The sequence below is a fragment of the Saccharopolyspora sp. NPDC047091 genome (assembly GCF_040643635.1).
In the GTDB taxonomy this organism is placed as follows: Bacteria; Actinomycetota; Actinomycetes; order Mycobacteriales; family Pseudonocardiaceae; genus Saccharopolyspora_C.
On record NZ_JBEYUS010000015.1, the window covers coordinates 37,916 to 55,009 of the forward strand.

14 protein-coding genes are annotated in these 17,094 nt (G+C 72.4%); 4 read left to right on the plus strand and 10 right to left on the minus strand.

The window, feature by feature from the left end; all coding sequences use genetic code 11:
* Positions 1 to 170 precede the first annotated feature (170 nt).
* Genes ABZ805_RS09830 through ABZ805_RS09840 form a run of 3 tightly spaced genes read left to right on the plus strand, consistent with a single transcriptional unit; the run spans position 171 to position 3,849 of the window.
* Complete coding sequence (locus tag ABZ805_RS09830) at positions 171 to 740, plus strand: 2Fe-2S iron-sulfur cluster-binding protein (RefSeq protein ID WP_358437014.1); 570 nt, start codon at positions 171 to 173, stop codon at positions 738 to 740.
* Positions 737 to 1,729 carry a xanthine dehydrogenase family protein subunit M gene (locus tag ABZ805_RS09835; RefSeq protein ID WP_358437017.1) on the plus strand — a complete coding sequence of 331 codons (993 nt, stop codon included), beginning with the start codon at positions 737 to 739 and terminating at the stop codon, positions 1,727 to 1,729. Before ABZ805_RS09830 ends, ABZ805_RS09835 begins: the two co-directional genes overlap by 4 nt.
* Positions 1,726 to 3,849, plus strand: a complete 2,124-nt coding sequence (locus tag ABZ805_RS09840) for a xanthine dehydrogenase family protein molybdopterin-binding subunit (protein ID WP_358437019.1) — start codon at positions 1,726 to 1,728, stop codon at positions 3,847 to 3,849. The genes ABZ805_RS09835 and ABZ805_RS09840 overlap by 4 nt, the downstream gene beginning before the upstream one ends.
* 96 nt (positions 3,850 to 3,945) lie before the next feature.
* Here ABZ805_RS09840 and ABZ805_RS09845 read toward each other — a convergent pair whose 3' ends face one another.
* From ABZ805_RS09845 to ABZ805_RS09875, 7 genes are all read right to left on the minus strand, one after another.
* Positions 3,946 to 8,763, minus strand: a complete 4,818-nt coding sequence (locus tag ABZ805_RS09845) for an RHS repeat-associated core domain-containing protein (protein WP_358437022.1) — start codon at positions 8,761 to 8,763, stop codon at positions 3,946 to 3,948.
* A 64-nt stretch (positions 8,764 to 8,827) separates the two neighbouring features.
* Entirely contained in the window at positions 8,828 to 9,448 is a 621-nt protein-coding gene (locus ABZ805_RS09850) for a YbaB/EbfC family nucleoid-associated protein (RefSeq protein ID WP_358437024.1), read from the minus strand.
* A gap of 68 nt (positions 9,449 to 9,516) precedes the next feature.
* Positions 9,517 to 10,179: a type VII secretion target gene (locus ABZ805_RS09855; protein ID WP_358437027.1), complete on the minus strand. Its 663-nt coding sequence runs from the start codon at positions 10,177 to 10,179 to the stop codon at positions 9,517 to 9,519.
* Between the two features lie 40 nt (positions 10,180 to 10,219).
* Complete coding sequence (locus ABZ805_RS09860; protein ID WP_358437029.1) at positions 10,220 to 10,999, minus strand: ESX secretion-associated protein EspG; 780 nt, start codon at positions 10,997 to 10,999, stop codon at positions 10,220 to 10,222.
* A 69-nt stretch (positions 11,000 to 11,068) separates the two neighbouring features.
* A complete protein-coding gene (locus tag ABZ805_RS09865) occupies positions 11,069 to 12,718 on the minus strand; it encodes a PPE domain-containing protein (protein ID WP_358437032.1) in 1,650 nt (549 codons plus the stop codon).
* Between the two features lie 163 nt (positions 12,719 to 12,881).
* Positions 12,882 to 13,316, minus strand: coding sequence for a hypothetical protein (locus ABZ805_RS09870; RefSeq protein ID WP_358437035.1), 435 nt, complete (start codon positions 13,314 to 13,316; stop codon positions 12,882 to 12,884).
* 281 nt (positions 13,317 to 13,597) lie between these two features.
* The gene (locus ABZ805_RS09875; protein WP_358437038.1) at positions 13,598 to 13,783 is read right to left on the minus strand and encodes a hypothetical protein; all 186 of its coding nucleotides are present in this window, start codon (positions 13,781 to 13,783) and stop codon (positions 13,598 to 13,600) included.
* A 235-nt stretch (positions 13,784 to 14,018) separates the two neighbouring features.
* Here ABZ805_RS09875 and ABZ805_RS09880 point away from each other — a divergent pair, with 235 nt between their 5' ends.
* Positions 14,019 to 14,735, plus strand: a complete 717-nt coding sequence (locus ABZ805_RS09880) for an RDD family protein (RefSeq protein ID WP_358437041.1) — start codon at positions 14,019 to 14,021, stop codon at positions 14,733 to 14,735.
* On the opposite strand, the gene ABZ805_RS09885 is transcribed toward ABZ805_RS09880, so the two are convergent.
* The 3 genes from ABZ805_RS09885 to ABZ805_RS09895 are packed head-to-tail and all read right to left on the minus strand — an operon-like array spanning position 14,728 to position 17,030.
* Positions 14,728 to 15,378: a response regulator transcription factor gene (locus ABZ805_RS09885; RefSeq protein ID WP_358437044.1), complete on the minus strand. Its 651-nt coding sequence runs from the start codon at positions 15,376 to 15,378 to the stop codon at positions 14,728 to 14,730. The two genes, ABZ805_RS09880 and ABZ805_RS09885, sit on opposite strands and share 8 nt — an antisense overlap.
* Positions 15,375 to 16,580: a histidine kinase gene (locus ABZ805_RS09890; protein WP_358437046.1), complete on the minus strand. Its 1,206-nt coding sequence runs from the start codon at positions 16,578 to 16,580 to the stop codon at positions 15,375 to 15,377. The genes ABZ805_RS09885 and ABZ805_RS09890 overlap by 4 nt, the downstream gene beginning before the upstream one ends.
* A gap of 33 nt (positions 16,581 to 16,613) precedes the next feature.
* Positions 16,614 to 17,030, minus strand: a complete 417-nt coding sequence (locus ABZ805_RS09895; RefSeq protein ID WP_358437049.1) for a hypothetical protein — start codon at positions 17,028 to 17,030, stop codon at positions 16,614 to 16,616.
* Positions 17,031 to 17,094 lie beyond the last annotated feature (64 nt).

Here is a 17,094-nt window from a genome sequence, read left to right on the forward strand (position 1 = left end):
TCCGTTTCGACGGATCGGCCGGAATCGTCCCGAGGGGGTGCGCCGCAATCCCGACGTGCGTTCCCCGCGGCCTCGGTGCAGCGCGAACCCGGCCGTGCCCGGTCACACTCGTGAGGCGCCGCCGCGGCGGTGTCCGTTCCCGTTCTTGTCGGCCACCGACGGAGATCCCCATGCCCCACCACACCACCATCTCGCTGCGGGTGAACGGCGAGGACCGTTCGCTCGCGGTCGACAACCGCACCACCCTGCTCGACGCGCTCCGCGACGGCCTCGACCTCGTGGGCACCAAGAAGGGCTGCGACCAGGGCCAGTGCGGCGCCTGCACCGTGCTGCTCGACGGGCAGCGCGCCGTGTCCTGCCTGCAGCTGGCCGTCGCCGCCGACGGCTCCGAGATCACCACCGTCGAGGGCATCGCCGACGGCGACCGGCTGCACCCGGTGCAGCAGGCGTTCCTCGACTTCGACGGCTACCAGTGCGGCTACTGCACGCCCGGGCAGATCTGCTCGGCCGTCGCCGTCATCCAGGAGCACGCCGCGGGCTGGCCCAGCGCCGCCACCGCGGACGTGCGGCCCGAGGCCGGTGCGCCCGCGCTGGACGCCGCGGAGATCCGCGAGCGGATGAGCGGCAACCTGTGCCGCTGCGGCGCGCACAACTCCATCGTCCGCGCCGTCGCGCAGGCCGCCACCGTGCACGAGGCCGCGAGCACCGTGTCCCGCGGCGGATCGGAGGTCTCGGCGTGAAGGAGTTCGACTACCGGCGCGCCACCGACGTGCGCACCGCCACCGCCCTGCTCGCCGAGAACCCGGACGCCCGGTTCCTCGGCGGCGGCACCAACCTCGTCGACCTGATGAAGGTCGGGGTGGAGACCCCGCCGCAGCTGGTGGACGTGCGCAGGCTGCCGCTGAACACCATCGAGGTCGCCGCGGACGGCGGGCTGCGCATCGGCGCCACCGCCACCAACAGCGAGGTCGCCAACCACCCGGAGGTGCGGCGCCGCTTCCCCGCGCTCGCCCAGGCCGTGCTCGCGGGCGCGTCGGGGCAGCTGCGCAACGTGGCCACCGTCGGCGGGAACCTGTTGCAGCGCACCCGGTGCGGCTACTTCGCCGACGTCACGCAGCCCTGCAACAAGCGGGTGCCGGGCAGCGGCTGCCCGGCCATCGAGGGCGAGCACCACAACCACGCGATCTTCGACTGGTCCGAGCAGTGCGCGGCGACCAGCCCGTCGGACATGGCGGTACCGCTGGCCGCGTTCGACGCCGTGGTGTCCTACGAGACCGCCGACGGCACCGGCGAACTGTCCTATTCGGACTTCCACCGCCCGGTGGGGGACCGCCCGGACGCGGACGTCGCGCTGCCCGCGGGCGCCCTGATCACCGGGATCTCCTTGCCTGGCGCGGAGATCGCGGCCCGCTCCCGGTACCGGAAGGTACGGGAACGCGCCTCCTACGCGTTCGCGAACGGCTCCATCGCCGCCGCCCTCGACGTCCGCGACGGGGTCGTCTCCGACGTGCGCATCGCGTTCGGCGCCGTCGCCAACCGGCCGTGGCGGGCACGCGCGGCGGAGCAGGCGCTGCTGGGCCGCCCCGCCACCGCCGCGGAGTTCGGCGCCGCCGCCGACACCGAACTCGCCGCCGCGACACCCCTGCCGCACAACGGGTACAAGGTGCCGCTGATCCGGAACCTCGTGGTGTCCGTGCTGACCGAGATCGCCGAGGAGGCCACCCGATGACCACCGTCGACCCGCGGCTGAGCGCCACGAGCACCACCACCACCGCACCCGCGGACACCGGCACCGCGGGCTCCGCGCACACCCGCCTCGAAGGCCGCGCCAAGGTCACCGGCGAAGCCCGCTACGCCGGAGATCACCCCATCGAGGACCTCGCGCACGGCTCGCTGGTGCTGTCCACCGTCGCGCACGGCCGGATCACCTCCCTCGACGAGGACGCGGTGCTGGACATGCCGGGCGTGCTCACCGTGCTGCACCACGGCAACGCGCCGCGGCTCAACCCGGAAGCCGGGATCTTCGGGCCCGATCCAGGGCTGCAACTCCTGCAGGACGACCGGGTGCGGTACGTGGGGCACCCGGTGGCGCTGGTGGTCGCGAAGACGCCGGAGCAGGCCCGCGCCGCCGCCGACGCCCTCCAGGTCACCTACGAGGAAGAACCGCACGACGCCGGGTTCCGCGCCGGGCACCCCGCCGAGTACGCACCGCAGGGCGCGGGCACCGTCGACAAGGGCGACGTGGACACCGAGGCCGACGCGGCCGCCGCCGTCGTCGAGCACACCTACACCACGCCCGAAGAGCACCACACCGCGATGGAGCCGCACGCGTCGATGGCCCGCTGGGAGGACGGCAGGCTCGAAGTCGTCGACGCCAACCAGGGCTCCTACCTGGTCGCGCAGGTCGTGGCGACGCTGTTCGACCTCGACCCGGCGGCGGTGCGGATCCGCTCCGAGCACGTCGGCGGCGGCTTCGGCTCCAAGGCCCTCGGCCCGCAGCTCGTGCTGGCGGTGATGGCCGCGACGCAGTTGCAGCGCCCGGTGCGGGTGGTGCTGACCCGGCCGCAGGTCTTCGCCATCACCTCGCTGCGCTCGGCGACCGAGCAGCGGGTGCGGCTCGCCGCGGACGCCGACGGCCGGTTGCGCGCCGTCGACCACGAATCGCACTCGTTCACCTCCACCGTCAAGGAGTTCGTGGAGCTCGGCACCGAGCTCACCGGCGTCATGTACGCGTCCGAGGCGATCCGCACCCGCACCAAGGTGGTGCCGCTGAACGTGCCCTCACCGGGCTGGATGCGCGCGCCCGGCGCGGCACCCGGCTCGTTCGCGCTGGAATCGGCGATGGACGAGCTCGCCGAGCGCCTCGACATCGACCCGGTGGAGCTGCGACTGCGCAACGAACCGGCCGTCGGGCCCGCCTCCGGGAAGCCGTTCAGCAGCCGCAGGCTGGTGGACTGCCTCGAACAGGGCGCGAGCCGCTTCGGCTGGTGGCAGCGGGACCCGCGGCCCGGGGTGCGCCGGGACGGGCGCTGGCTGCTCGGCACCGGGGTCGCCGCCGGATCGTTCGGCGCCGGGCCGATGCCCTCCAGCGCCGCCATCACCGCGGACGCCGACGGGACGTACGAGGTGCGCATCGCCGCCGCCGACATCGGCACCGGCGCGCGCACCGCGCTCGCCCAGGTCGCCGCGGAGGCGCTGGACGTGCCGCTGGCGGCGGTGCGGATCCGGATCGCCGACAGCGACTTCGGACCCGCGTTCATCGCCGGTGGCTCGCGCGGCACCGAATCCTGGTCGTTCGCCATCATCGAGGCCGCGCGGGCGCTGCAGAAGAAGCTCGCCGCCGGGGAAACCGCCCCGGTGACCGCGCGCGCCGACACCACCGAGCTCATCGGCGCCCGCGAACAGCTCGAACGGCACTCGTTCAGCTCCCAGTTCGCCGAGGTCGCCGTCGACGTCGGCAGCGGCGAAGTGCGGGTGCGGCGGCTGCTCGGCATGTTCGCGGTCGGGCGGATCATCAACCCGCTCACCGCGCGCAGCCAGTTCGCCGGCGGCATGATCATGGGCTTGTCGATGGCGCTGCACGAAGAAGGCGTGCGGGACGCCAGCGGCCGCCAGGCCAACGCGAACCTCGCCGGGTACCACATCGCCGCGCACGCCGACGTGCCCGAGATCGAGGTGGACTGGGTCGACGACCCCGACCCGGGCAACCCGTCCGGGGTGAAGGGCATCGGTGAGGTCGGCATCGTCGGCACCGCCGCCGCCATCGCCAACGCCGTCCGGCACGCGACCGGGGTGCGGCACCGGGACCTGCCGATCAGCTTGGGGCGGGTGCTGGAAGCGGCGGGGTAGGGCACGGGGCCGCGGCCCGCTCATCCTCGAACGGCTGAGCGGGCCGCCGACCCACGCGGGTCCCGGGCCGTCACAGCTTCGGAGCACCGAGCTCCACTACCCCTTCTTTCCGGTGGCGGACCACTTGTCGCCCGGTCCCGTCGTGGTCCACGTCTTGTCAACGCCATCGGGGTGGGGGTTGAACACCTTGTCGTTCTTCTTCGGGAAGATCGTCCCGTCATCGCCGCCCACCGAGTCGAGCTCGACTTTGTGCCCACGACCGATCCGGTCGTTGACCTGATCCGTGGACGTCTTGTCGTAATGGTCTTTGTAGTCGCTACCGAGCAGCTTTTCCCGGTTGCTGCTGTTGTTCGCGACGTAGGCCTGCACGTCCTGCTTGCTCCAGTGCGCCGGGAACATGGTGCTCCGCTTGACGCCGTCGGCTCCGTCCTTCTTGTAGATGATCTCGTGCACCTGCGTGAACTTCCCCCGTTTCGCAAGAACGGTGACATCATCCGGCAGGTATTTCGACTTGCCGGTCTTCGAGTTGACCCATTCCTCACCGGGTTTCAACTTCGGACGGCCAGGGGAGTTCCCGTACGCGTGCAAGCCGGTCGGTTTCCCATCCGACCCCTTCTCCCCTTCGAAGATGTGCTTGTTCAGCTTCCCCTTCTCGCCGAACGCCTCTGCGAGGTTCTTGATCGTCCTCTTCGTGGGATCCGGTTCCTTCTTGCCCTTGGTATCCGATCCCTTGTTGCACTTGAGCCCCAGCGGGTCCGTCCAGCTGTGCGGGTTGGGGACGTAGGCGTGCTGGTTGAGGCCGCCGTCCAGGCCCAGCGGGTCGGGGCTGGCGTAGCGGGCCAGCAGCGGGTCGTAGTAACGGTAGAAGTTGTAGTGCAGACCGGTCTCGGCGTCGTAGTACTGCCCGGGGAAGCGCAGCGGCGTGCCGGTGACCGCCTCCGCGCCGGGCGCGCCACCCCACAGCGTCGTGCGGCTCACCCAGGACACGACGCCGTGCTCGTCGACGAGCTCCGTCGGGGTGCCGACCGCATCCGTGACGATCGCGTGGAACTTCGAGTCCACCCAGTCCTGGGGTCCGCGCAGCACCCGTTCGGCCTGGGTGAGGGGCCGGAACGACTCGGGCTCGTGGTCCCAGACGAGGACGAGCGGGCCGGGTTGCCCCTGCCGGTACTCGGCCTGCTCCGCGAGCACGTGCCCGTCCCAGCTGAAGTCCACCCCGGCGACCACGGTCGTCCCGTCGGGACCGAGGCGCTGCTTGGCGATGCGCCGTCCGATCGCGTCGTAGTGGTAGGCCCACCGCGTTCCGTCCGGGGTGAGCACGCCGACCAGCCGGTCGTCGCCGTCCCAGGAGTAGCGCCAGGTCTCGGGGCGGTGGGACAGGCGCTTGCGCTGCCGCAGCACCATCCGGCCCTGCGCGTCGTACTCGTAGCGGGCACCGCCCGCGGCGCGGAGCAGGGTGCCGGTGTGCGCGCGGTCGCCGAACTCGTCGTCCGCCCCGGAGGCGGGCCAGCTGCCGTGGGTGATGTTGCCGGTGGCGTCGTAGGCGTAGCGCTCGGACCAACCGGAGCCCTGGACGCCGAGCACCTTGCCCGCGTGGTCGAGGGTGAAGGTGCGCGGTCCGGTGATCCCGTCCTGCACCCCGGTGAGCGCACCGTCGGCCCGGTACGCGTAGGTGCGCTGCTGGGCGATCCGCCCGCCCGCACCGGCGATCGTCTGGGTCTGGAGCAGGTGCGTGGCGGTCCACGACTGGCCGAACACCAGGCCGGATGCGGTGCTGCGGCGCACTTCCCGGCCTGCGCGGTCGTACTCGAAGCGCAGCGTCCGGCCGGCGCTGTGCAGGGCGATCGGCTGGTCGTTGGCGTCGTACTCCCAGGTGCTCTCGGCGCCGGACGGGGTGCGGCGCCGGATGCGGCGCCCCAGCAGGTCGTACTCGGAGGTGACGGTGCGCCCGTTGACGGTCTCGGCGATCACCCGGCCCGCCGGGTCGTGCTGGAAGGTGACCCGGCTCGTGCCGTTGACGGCTTCCAGGATCTCCCCGGTCTCGCTGAGGGTGAACCGGGCGACGTCGGAGGCGGTGCGGCGTTCGACGATGTTGCCGAGCACGTCGAGCCCGAACCGGGTGACCTCCCCGGCGCCGTTGGTGCGTTCGACGAGCCTGCCCGCCGCGTCGTAGGCGTACTGGAGGGTGCGCCCGTTGAAGTCGGTTTCGCGCACCAGACGGCCCGCGGCGTCGTACTCGTACCGCCAGACCAGCCCCTGCGGGTCGGTCACGGAAGTCAGCCGCATCTCGGTGTCGTAGCCGAACTCCAGCCGCGTGCCGTCGGGACGGACCTCGGCGGCCACCAGGTCGAAGTGGGTGATCTCGGTGGTGGAGACCTCGGAGAACTCGTCGCGGTGCTCGCGCAGGTTTCCCTCGCCGTCGTGGACGCGCCGTTCGACGGTGCCGTCGGCCCGTTCGTGCCAGGCGAGTTCGCCGCCGACCGTCCAGCCGAACCGCTGCACCCCGCCCACCGGGTCGGTGATCGAAGTGACCCGGCCGAACCGGTCCCGTTCGTACCGGGTGACGGCGCCGAGCGGGTCGCGGAGCGCGACCGGGAGCCCGCTCGCGTCGACCTCCACGGTGCTGGTGCCGCCGAGCGCGTCGGTGACCGAGGCGAGGGCGCCGCGCTCGTCGTAGCGGTAGGTGGTGGTCGCACCGCACGGGTCGGTGGTGGTGCGGATGTTGCCGAGCTCGTCGTAGGTGTGCCGCGTGGTGGTTCCGTCTGCCTCGACGACCGCGATCGGCAGGCCGGATTCGTCGTACTCGCACCTGAGCCGGCTGCCGTCCGGGCGGGTGATGGCGAGGATGTTGCCCCGCTCGTCCCGGTCGTAGCGGATGCTGCGCCCGAGCGGGTCGGTGCGCCGCAGCAGGTTGTCGTGCCGGTCCCACTCGGAGGTGGTCGATGCCCCGAGCGGGTCGATCTCCTCGACGACCTGGCCCGCTTCGTTCATCCGGAACGTCGTGACGTTGCCGAGCGAATCCGTGCTGCGGGTGATCCGGTTCTCGGTGTCGAACTCCATGCCGCAGGTGAGGAAACCGCCGGAGCCCTCGGTGCGGACGCAGCGTCCTTCGTGGTCGTAGTGGTATCGGTACCACTCGCCGTTGCGGTCGGTCCAGCCGGTGATCCGCCCGACGTGGTCGTAGTCGAAGCGCATCGGCTGCCCCGACGCGTTGACCACTTCGGTGAGCCGGTCGCCGGTGTAGCCGTAGCGCATCAGCTCCACGTCGCCGTCGGCCGTGGCGGACCGCAACGAGGTGACCAGGCCGTCGGCGGTGTCGACCAGCACCCGGTAGCCGCCGCTGTGCCGGATCTCGCGGGGTATCCCGTGCTCGTCGTGCAGGAAGTCGATGCGGTTCCCGACGTGGTCGGAGATGGAGGTCAGCGGGCAGGTGGCACCGGCACCGGCGAAGCGCAGGACCTGCCGCTGCTGCTGGTCGTCGAGGACGTAGGCGCCGTCCTCGGCCCGGCCGAGCGGACGGCGCGGGCCGCCGTCGCTGAACACCCACGAGCCGACCGCCGGGTGCGGGAAGTGCTGGAGCACCCCGTCCGCCGCGACGAGCACGACGCCCTGCTCGTCCACCTCCACGCGCTGGTCCAATGTGGACACCCAGCTGGGGCCGAACGCGCGCCCGGCCCGGAACGCGGACAGGTGGGTGCGTTCGACGACCAGCGGCAGCGCGGCGAGGAACTCCGCGTCGGTCTGCGCCAGCATCATCTGCCCGGAGGAGACGTCGATCGGGTCGCCCACGCAGCGCGAGTTCTGCAGGGACCGCGAGTTGGTGCCCTGGTCGCGCACCGTGTTGTTCGAGGACGTGGAACGGGTCGAGGCCGGTCCCTTCCCGCCGCGCGGAGGCGGCGTGGGTGTCGGCGTCGGGCCGCCACCGTTTCCGCCGCCGTTTCCGCCGCCGTTGCCACGTCCACTTCCGCCGTTGTTCGGTCCAGGCGTCGGGGACCCTTCCGCGTTGGACGAGTGGTTCGACGCCGGGCCGCCGTTGCCGGGCGGGGGTGTGCCGCCGGGCTTGTTCTCGGCGTTCGAGGAGTGGTTGGAGGCCGGGCCGTCCGGGCCGCCGCGGGAGCGGTCGCCGCCGGTCGGCTTCGGCCCGCCGCCGGACGAACCGTCCGACTTGATCTTCTTGAGCTCCTTGGCCGCGTCGCCGAAGCCCTTGCCGAGCTTCTTCAGCAGCGGCATCAGGGCCTTCATCGCCTTGACCAGCTTCATGGTCAGCTCGGCGATCTTCGTGGCGACCTTGGTGACCTGCATGGCCACCTGCGGCAGCACCCACGCCATCCCGATGCCCGCGGTCGCCAGCACCTGCAGCGCCCAGCTGATCAGGTGGCCCACCAGCTCGGCGATGATGTCGCGCACCAGGGTCCGGACGGCGGCGACGATCTCGCCCGCGGTGCCGATGCCGTCGGCCGCACCGTCGGCCGCCGACTTGGCGGCCGAGATCAGCGTGCCGGTCTCCTCGCTGCGCTTGCGGTAGGCGTCGGCGGCCTTGCCGGACCACTCGGCGATGTCGGCGCCGACCATCTGCTGCAGGTCGGCGCCGACCCCGTCCAGCTCGGTCGCGATGTTCTTCCACGTCTCCGAATGCGCCTTGATCTCGTCCGGATCACCGGTCAGCGAGTCCAGCGCGTCCGACAGCGGGCCGACGTGCTCCATCAGCCAGCCCACCCCCGCGGCGAAGATCGAACCGAACGGGTCCATCGCCATGCCCAGCGCGTCCAGCGCCGTGCCGGTCGCACCCATCACGCCGGCGGCCCAGTCACCCGACTCGATGGCCTTCTTCGTCTCGTCGACCGATTCCAGGATCGGGACGCCGCTGAAGGACTTGGTCGAATCCTCGCGTTCCGCGACGAGCGGATTCGCCACAGGAGATCACCTCAAGAGTGCGGGCCGGGGACACCGGCGAATGTGGGGTCGGGAATGCGGCGGGTCAGTCCCGCAGCGGGTCGAAGTCCGGCGGGAAGTCCTCGTCGTCGTCCCGCCGCTGCGGGCGGCGCCGGCCGGTCGGACGGGTCGCGGACGGGCCGGACTGGCTGGACGGGCCGGACTGCGGGGGGCTCGGCGGTGTGGGACCCGGCCGCTGCTGCGGCGGCTCGTCGTCCTCCGGCGCCGCCCACTTGCCGGACTCCGGCGCCTCGTCCTCGGCTTCGTCGGGTTCCTCGGGGAACCGCTCGCGCAGGTTGTCCAGCATCAGCGACCGGGTCTGCCGGTCCTCGTCACCGAGCTGCTCGGACATCACCTCGCCGACGCGGGAGGCGATGTCGCCCTGCGCCTTGCGGATGGTGCCGAGGATCTGCGCGGACAGCTCCTCCAGCGGCATCGAACGGATCTTCTCGGAGAACTCGATGCCGGTGAGGCTGCCGTCGGCGCGCACCGTCACCTTCACCCGGCCGTCCGGGCCGGTCGCGGTCAACCGGATCTGCTCGGTCTCCTCGCGCACCGCCTCGTAGCGGCGGGCCTTCTCCTCGAAGCCCTTCACCCAGTCGCCGATGCGCCGTTCCGCGTCGTCCGGGTCGCTGCCGAGTGCGGCGAAGCCCGCTGGTCCGGACATGTTCTTCCCTCCGTGCCGATGTGCTGCTCGATGACGTGCGCGCCGCGCGGACGCGGCGGGTGGGGGGACTACGCCGTCGCCTCCGGGTCGATCCGCGGGGTGGTGCCGAACACCTGCTGCGAGAAGCCCTGCTCGGCGGGGGTTCGCACCTGCTCACCGTGCGGAGCGTTCCGCGCCGTCGGCTCCTGCACCTGCTCCGACGACCGCGAAGCGGTGCCCTGCTGCTGCTCGGACATGCCGTCCGGCAACGACCCCCGCTGCTGCTCCGACATTCCCTCCGGCAACGTCCCCCGCTGCTGCTCCGAATAGCCACCCTGCGGCGTGCCCTGCCGCTGCTCGGACATCCCGTCCGGGAGCGTGCCCCGCTGCTGCTCCGCCGGGCCGGAGCCGCCGCCCATCAGCTGGAACTGCTCGGAGCCCTCCGGCACGGTGCCGTGCAACTTCTGGAAGGACTGCGAGTTGTCCTCGTCGTTGGTGTCGTACTCCTCGGCGGTGGTGCGGACGTTCTGCGCGGTGGTCTCCAGGCCTTCGCGGGCGGCCTGCAGCGCCGCGAGCCCTTCCTGCCCGGTCGGATTGATGATCGGCGGCAGGAACGAGCACAGCAGCCCGTAGGCCTCGTCGGACATGCCGACCTGTTCGGCGGCCGAGATCGCCGTGTCGACCCGGTCGGTGAGCGAGTCGAGGTGGGCGGCGTGCGCCGTCAGGTCCTCGGAGACGACTTCGTAGGCCATGCAGGTAGCTCCTCTCCGGATGCGTTGCGCGACAAGGTGTTCACCGGGACACGAGCTCCGCGAAGTCCACGCTGGACAGCATTTCGCCGAGCCGCTGCTCGACGCGGCCCGGCTCGGCGGGCACGACGCTCAGCCAGCCCCGTTCGCCGATCAGCAGGTAGCGGCCCTGCGAGGTGTCCATCCAGCTGATGAGCGTCGCCGCCCGGGACCCGCCGCCGCGGACGCCGAGCTGGCCGCCGCCACGGCGGTTCTCCGCCAGCTCCACCAGTGCGGCCGCGTCCTGTTCGGACACCCCCGCCCGCACCAGAGCGGTGTGCTCGTCGAGATCACCGCCGAACGGGTCGTCGCCGAAGTCGTCCTCGTCCGCGACCTTCGCCAGCACCTCGTGGCGCACCGTCAACGACCGCCCCTTGCCCGGCTCGGCGGACGGCAGCACGCCCGCCGCCACCGCGGCCAGCGCACCCGGCCGGAAACCGCGCAACGACAACCGGTCCCCGTCCAGCACCGCCAGCACCCCGGACCGGCGATCCGCGGCGGCCAGCGCCCGGATCGGGCCGTCCGCGTAGCCGACGACGTCCACCGAGATCTCGTGCTCCGCCAGCAGCCGCAGCAGCTCCTCCAGCTCGGCGTCCAGCCGCTCGCCGGTGGCGAGACCGCGGTCGGCCAGCGCGCGGAACACCTCGGCGGTGCGCGCGGTGCGCTCCTCGACGGTCGCGCCGATGCTCGGCACCCGCAGCGGGTACGGCGCACGGCCCAGGTCGAGCGCCCCGGACACCAGGTCGAACTCGACGGCGGACAGCACGAAGTCCGCTTCGTCCATCACTTTCCCCTCATCAGCACGCGCGTGATCGCGCACCGGCCCGCACGGCCGGTGCGCGGAACGACGCGGTCAGTCCTTGTCCTTGTCCTTCTTCTTCGGCTTGCCACCGCCGATGACCGGTGGCGGCAGGTCCGCGCCCGGGACCTCGACGATCGGGGCGCTCTCCACGTACTTCGCGCGGCGCTCCTGGTCCTCGCCGCCCTTGCCGCGGTTCGCCTGCCCCGGCGCGCCGCCGCCCATGCCCGCCGCACCGGCCTGACCGGGCACGCCCGCCGCGCCCACCGGGCGCCCGGCCGCCGGCCCACCGGTCGAGCCGACCCCGGCCCGGCCGCCCGCGCCCGGCCCGGAACCACCCGAAGCGGAACCGCCCGAGCCCGCGCCGCCTGCGCCGAGCGCTCCGCCGGAACCGCCCGTCGTGCCGGGAATCGGCGGGATCGAACCGCCCCAGCCGCCGCGGGAACCGCCAGGGCCACCGGAACCGGGGCCACCACCCGGGTTCTTGGCGAACGGGTTCGGGGTGATCGCGGTCGGCGCGTCCGGGCCGGACACCGGCCGCGGCGGCTTGTAGGTGTCCCGGCCGGTGATGTCCGGCGACGACGGGTTCGGCACCGAGCTGGGCTTCGTGGACTGCGGGGTCGTGCCGCTCGGCTTGAACTTCACCGTCGGCGGATCGAAGTTCGGGGGCGACGGCGTCCGGGGCGTCGGCGTCCGGCCACTCGGCACCGAACGCGGTGTCGGCGTGCCCCCGACGGGGATCTGGGGATCGCCCGGCCGCGGAATCGGACCGCCCCGTTCGGACGGCGACTGCGGGACCTGCGGGATCTGCGGCTGTTCGGGTGCGAGCGCGTTCGCCGGATCAGTGGCGGCCGGGATGTTGGACGTGGGGACGCGGGAAGCGGGGTCGGTGGCGGCCGGGTCGCCCGCCGCCGGGTCGCCGAGCACCGGCATCTTCCGCGTGACGAGGTCCCCGTCCGCACCGCCCGGGGTGACCGGCTCACCGAGCTGCTGGACGTCCTCGCCCGCCTCGTGCGCGGGAGTCGCCCGGTGGAACGGCGTCAGCTTCCCGTCCGCCGGCGGCGTGCCCTGGTGCTGCTCCTGCCGGACCGGGTCCGGCGGCGGCGCGAAGCGGGGCGTGTCGCCGTCCAGCACTCGGGAGTCGGATTCCATCCGCTCCATGACCTGGACCGCGTCCTGGTGCGCGTCGGCCGACTTGATCGTCCGCACCCGCTGGTCGACGGTCGCCGTGAACAGGTCGACGACCGACCCCTGCCCTCCCGAACCGTTGAACCTGTGCGTCAGATCTTCGTCCAGGTCGACGTCGACCGGTTCCGGCATGGCCATCTTGGCCGTCTCCATGACGCGGCCCTGCTCCTCGATCCGCGCCCCGAGACCATTGGCCGTCGCGCCGGCCTCCGAGGTCCAGGTGGCGATCTCGTGGATCGCACCGCGCGCCGAATCGCCCGCCTCGCCCTGCCAGCCGTGCTCGGTGCTGCGCAGCCGCTCGCCCATGCGCTGTGCGGACTCGCTCATCTCGATGCCCAGCCGTGCCCAATCGCCGGCGAGTTCACCCACGCGGCCCGGATCGTTGTCCCGGTGCACCGCCTCGTACAGCTCGCGGTGGCTGTAGGAACTCCAGTTCTGGGTGTCCACCAAGGCGCGGTCGTCATCGGACGACCGCGCGTTCTTCGCCCGCGTCACGGCGTGCTGCTGTTCTTCCACGTGCCACTTCCCCCTCCGGCGACGGCTTCTCGCACACCGCCACCAGCCCATCCGCCCGCCACGCCGATCCCTGCGCACAGTGGACGCACCGGCACCCCGCCGGGTTGCCCGCCCGGCGGAGCGCTCGATCTCGATCGCCGACGACTCCGCTACCCGCGGCCGGTCACAGCTGTTGCCCGATGCGGCGGAACTCGTCCTCGGCGCGCTCGTCGTCGGCGCGGTAGCGGCGCATCGCGTCCTCGACGGCCTCGCGCGCGTCGTCCAGCACTCGGCGGTACTGCTGCAGCACCTCGGTGAACGAATCGCCGTCCCCGGTGCCGCGATCGGCGAACTTCGCCGCCATCGCCTCCCCCACCGGGTTGCGCCCCAGCGGTGCGCGCCGCCCCAGGCCCACCGCGCGGTTCAGCCAGTCCTGCACCTGGTCGACCTGCTCGGTCAGCATGTCCTGGATCGCCCGGCCGGCAGCCGGGTCCAGCCGCAGCCGCCCGGCTTCCACGTCCCGCCGCAGCGTGCCGACCGCGGCGGACGAGGCCTGCAACTTCGCCTCCACCACCTGCGCCGTCCCCCGCACCTGCTCGGTCATCCCCGCCCCGCTCACGCGTTTCCCCTCTTCTCGCACGTCGTGTCCCCTCGCGATGTGGCTCCTCCCGATGGGCACCGGCACACCGGACCCCGCCACGGCAACGGAACGTACCGGTCTCGTTCCGCTCAGCGACAGGGTTTCCACAAGATCACGGCCGAACGGCCGAGGTTCCCGTCCGAACGGCCAAGATCGGGGGCTCCCGGCTCAACCTCGGGGCAGTCCGGCGCGTCTCGCAACGGGGAACTCCACGCGTGCGCGGCATCTTCGAGCAGGCGGATTCCGCGTGTGCGCAGGAATCAGCTCGACCGGCCGGCCCCCGCGGCGCGCGCCACGTCCACCACGAACCAGACCACCCCGACCGCCAGCGCTCCCGCGGTCACGTAGTTCAGCACCGACCAGTGCTCGGCGCGGATCAGGGTCGGCACCACCGACAGGGACACCAGGACCAGCACCAGGGCGTTCACCACGTTGCGCTTGTTCATCGTCTCGCTCCACTTCCGCCGCCCGCCTACCGGGCTGCCTCGTCCATCGACACCGAGGAGCCTGCCGGTCCCGCGCCGCGGGAACATCGGGCCGAGGGACGAAACCTCCGCCGCGCACCCCGGCCGAAAGTACGACACCGCCGAAACCCTTGCGCCGCAACGCGTTCGGCCGGGCACGGGGGTGTTCCGGCGCCGAGTACCATGGGCCGACCGCAGCCGCCCCAGGGAGAACGCGATGGTGCCGACCGTGCAGAACCCGGCGCAGGACGCCACCGATCCGCGGGCGAAAGCGGCCTTCCTGGGCAGGCGGTGCACGCAGATCGCGCTGGACGCCCTGCTGCTGTGGCTGGTGTGCATGCTGCAGATGCTGCTGGCGTTGGTGCTCGCGATACCGCTCATCAAGTTCGGGATGTCACCGTCACCCGCGTTCGTCGCCACTTTCGCCGTCTTCTTCGCGCTGATGATCGCGGAGAACTGGTGGTGGCACGTGTGGTTCCCGTACCGCCACGACGGCAGCACCATCGTCATGCGGTGGCTGCGGCTGCGCGTCATCGCGATCGACGGTGAACGGGCCCGGCTGGCGCAGCACAACGCGCGGTGGCTGCTGGTCTCGGTGGACGCCATGTTCTTCGGGCTCGTCGGACTGGTGCTGATGATCGTGACGCCGCAGCACCAACGGCTCGGTGACATCGTGGCCCGCACCCACGTGGTGCGGGTTCCGGCGGAACCGGCCGGGCCCGCGCGGGACGAGGCTGCGCCGTCGCCCGAGGCTGCGCCGTCGGCTGGGCCCGCCCCGTCGGACGAGGCTGCACCGTCGCCTGCGGCTGCGCCGCCGACCGGGCCCGCGCAGTCCGGCGAGGTCCAGTCCGGCGAGGTCCGGACCGACGGGGCGGCGGCAGCCGACCGGACCGGCGAGGCGCCCCCGGCCGAGGTGCGAGCGCGATTCAGCTGACCAGGCCGTGCTGCCAGGCCCAGATCGCGATCTCCGTGCGGTTGCGGGCCGACAGCTTCTGCTGCGAGCTCGCCAGGTGCGACTTCACCGTGGACAGCGACACGTGCAATTCGGCGGCGATCTCCGCGTTCGTGGCGCCGCGCGCCACCGCCAGCACCACGTCCAGCTCGCGCTCGGTTAGCGGCGTCTCGCCGCGCCCCATCGGCCGCTTGCCCGGGCCGGTGAAGTGCTGCAGCAGCCGCGTCGTCACCGACGGGGAGATCATCGAGTCGCCGTCCGCGGCCGCGTGCACCGCGTTGATCAGCAGCGTCGCGCCCGCGTCCTTGAGCAGGAAGCCGCGCGCCCCGGCCAGCAGCGCCGCGTACACGTTCTCGTCCACGTCGTAGGTGGTGACCACCACGACCTTCAGCGGGTCCGCGACGTCCGGACCGGCCAGCAGCCGCGTCGCCTGCAGCCCGTCGACCTTCGGCATCTGGATGTCCATCAGCGTCACGTCGGGCCGCAGCTCGCGGGCCATGCTGACGGCGGCCTCGCCGTCCGCGGCCTCGCCGACGACCTCCAGGTCCGGTTCGGCGCTGAGGATGAGCCGGAAACCGGTGCGCACGAGCGTCTGGTCGTCGGCGATGAGAACGCGAATGGTCACCGGAGGTCTCCCTGGTCGCCGGGGCGCCGCGGCACGTCGACCGGGAATCGGGCGGTGACCCGCCACCGGCGGCCCGGTGCGGGACCGGCCTGCACGGTGCCGCCGACCGCCTCCACGCGTTCGGCCATGCCGACCAGCCCGTACCCGGAGCCGGTGCGATCCGGCGACACCGACGGCACGTTGTCGTTTTCCACGACGAGGACGAGTTCCGCCCCCTCGCGGCGGCCGGTGACCCGGGGGTCGGTGGCGTCCGGGGAGTGCTTGCGGGCGTTGGTCAACGCCTCCAGCACGATCCGGTGCGCGGTCGTCGCCAGCTCCGGGTGCACCGGCACCTCGTCCAGGTCGGCGGTCAGGTCCACTGCCGCGTGCACCCCGGCCGCCTGCCGCACCGCGGCGCCGAATCCGGTGCCCTGCGGGAGGGAATCGTCATCGTCGGTGCGGAGCATACCGACGAGCCTGCGCATCGCGGCGAGCGCTTCCGCGCCCGCATCCTCGATCTCGGTGTAGACCTCGACCGGATCCTCCTTGGCCGCGCGCGGATTCCCGGCCACCGCGCGGGCCGCGTTCGCCCGCACCACGATGCCGCTGACGTGGAACGCGACCAGGTCGTGCAGCTCGCGGGCCAGCCGCAGCCGCTCGCCGGTGCGCACCTCCACGAGCTCGTTGCGCCTGCGGTTGTCGGCATCGCGCAGCACCAGCCCGATCGCCAGGGCGAGACCCCAGACCAGGGCCGCCGCGACCGCGAGCACGGCACGCGGGGTGCCGTCGTAGCGCAGCAGCGCCGCCCCGAGCAGGGCCAGCACGCTGCCCGCCGCGACCAGCACCGCCGCCCGCGGCCGCAGCCGCCGGCACGCGGCCCCGACCAGCAGGGACAGCCCGACGATCTCGGCACCGGCCGGGAGCAGCCCGGGACTCATCCCGGCCGCGCCGAGGGATTCGCCGATCACCGTGCTCAGCGCGCTGAGCACGATGGACGCGGCGGCCAGCCTGCCGACGTGCGCGGGGAACCGCCGCCGCAGCACCGCCAGCAGGGCGACGATCGTGCCGCTCGACGGGACCAGGAACGCGGCGGTGGGCGAGACGTCCAGCCCCAGCCGCACCATCGAGACCATGTCGCCGACGTAGACCAGCGCCAGCGCGACGACCTCCGCGGCGAACAACCCGCGCCGGGCAGGCGGCCCGAAGTACCACGGACTGCTCATGATCACCGACCTTAGCGCAGTGCGGGCGACGGATCAGCGGACCGCTTTGACGTCGACGACGTACCGGTTGGACTCGGGCAGGAAGCTCAGCACCAGACCGGCCAACGACAGGGCGAGACCGATGTACTCGGCGGCACCCGCGGCCGGGCCGAACAGCGCCGCCACGTGCAGAACGGCGAAGATCGCGAGCACGATCCGGGCCCAGCCGCGACCACCGCGCAGCTTCACGACCAGCCACAGGTACAGCAACAGCGGGACCACGGAGAAGACCGCGGACATCTTCATGAGGAGATCGGCCTGCTCCGGCGCGACACCCTCGGGAACCGGGTAGTCGCCCCCGGCGATCAGGACCACGCTCCACACCAGCGGGACCACTGCGGAGAGCAGGTAGGACAGGGCGGCGAGGTTGATGCTCTTCGGGGCGACGGGAAGTGCGAGATTCGAATTCATGCCGAGGAAGTTAGCCGCGCCGAAGAATCGAGATCAAGCCACTCGGACACATTTCGTACTTTCG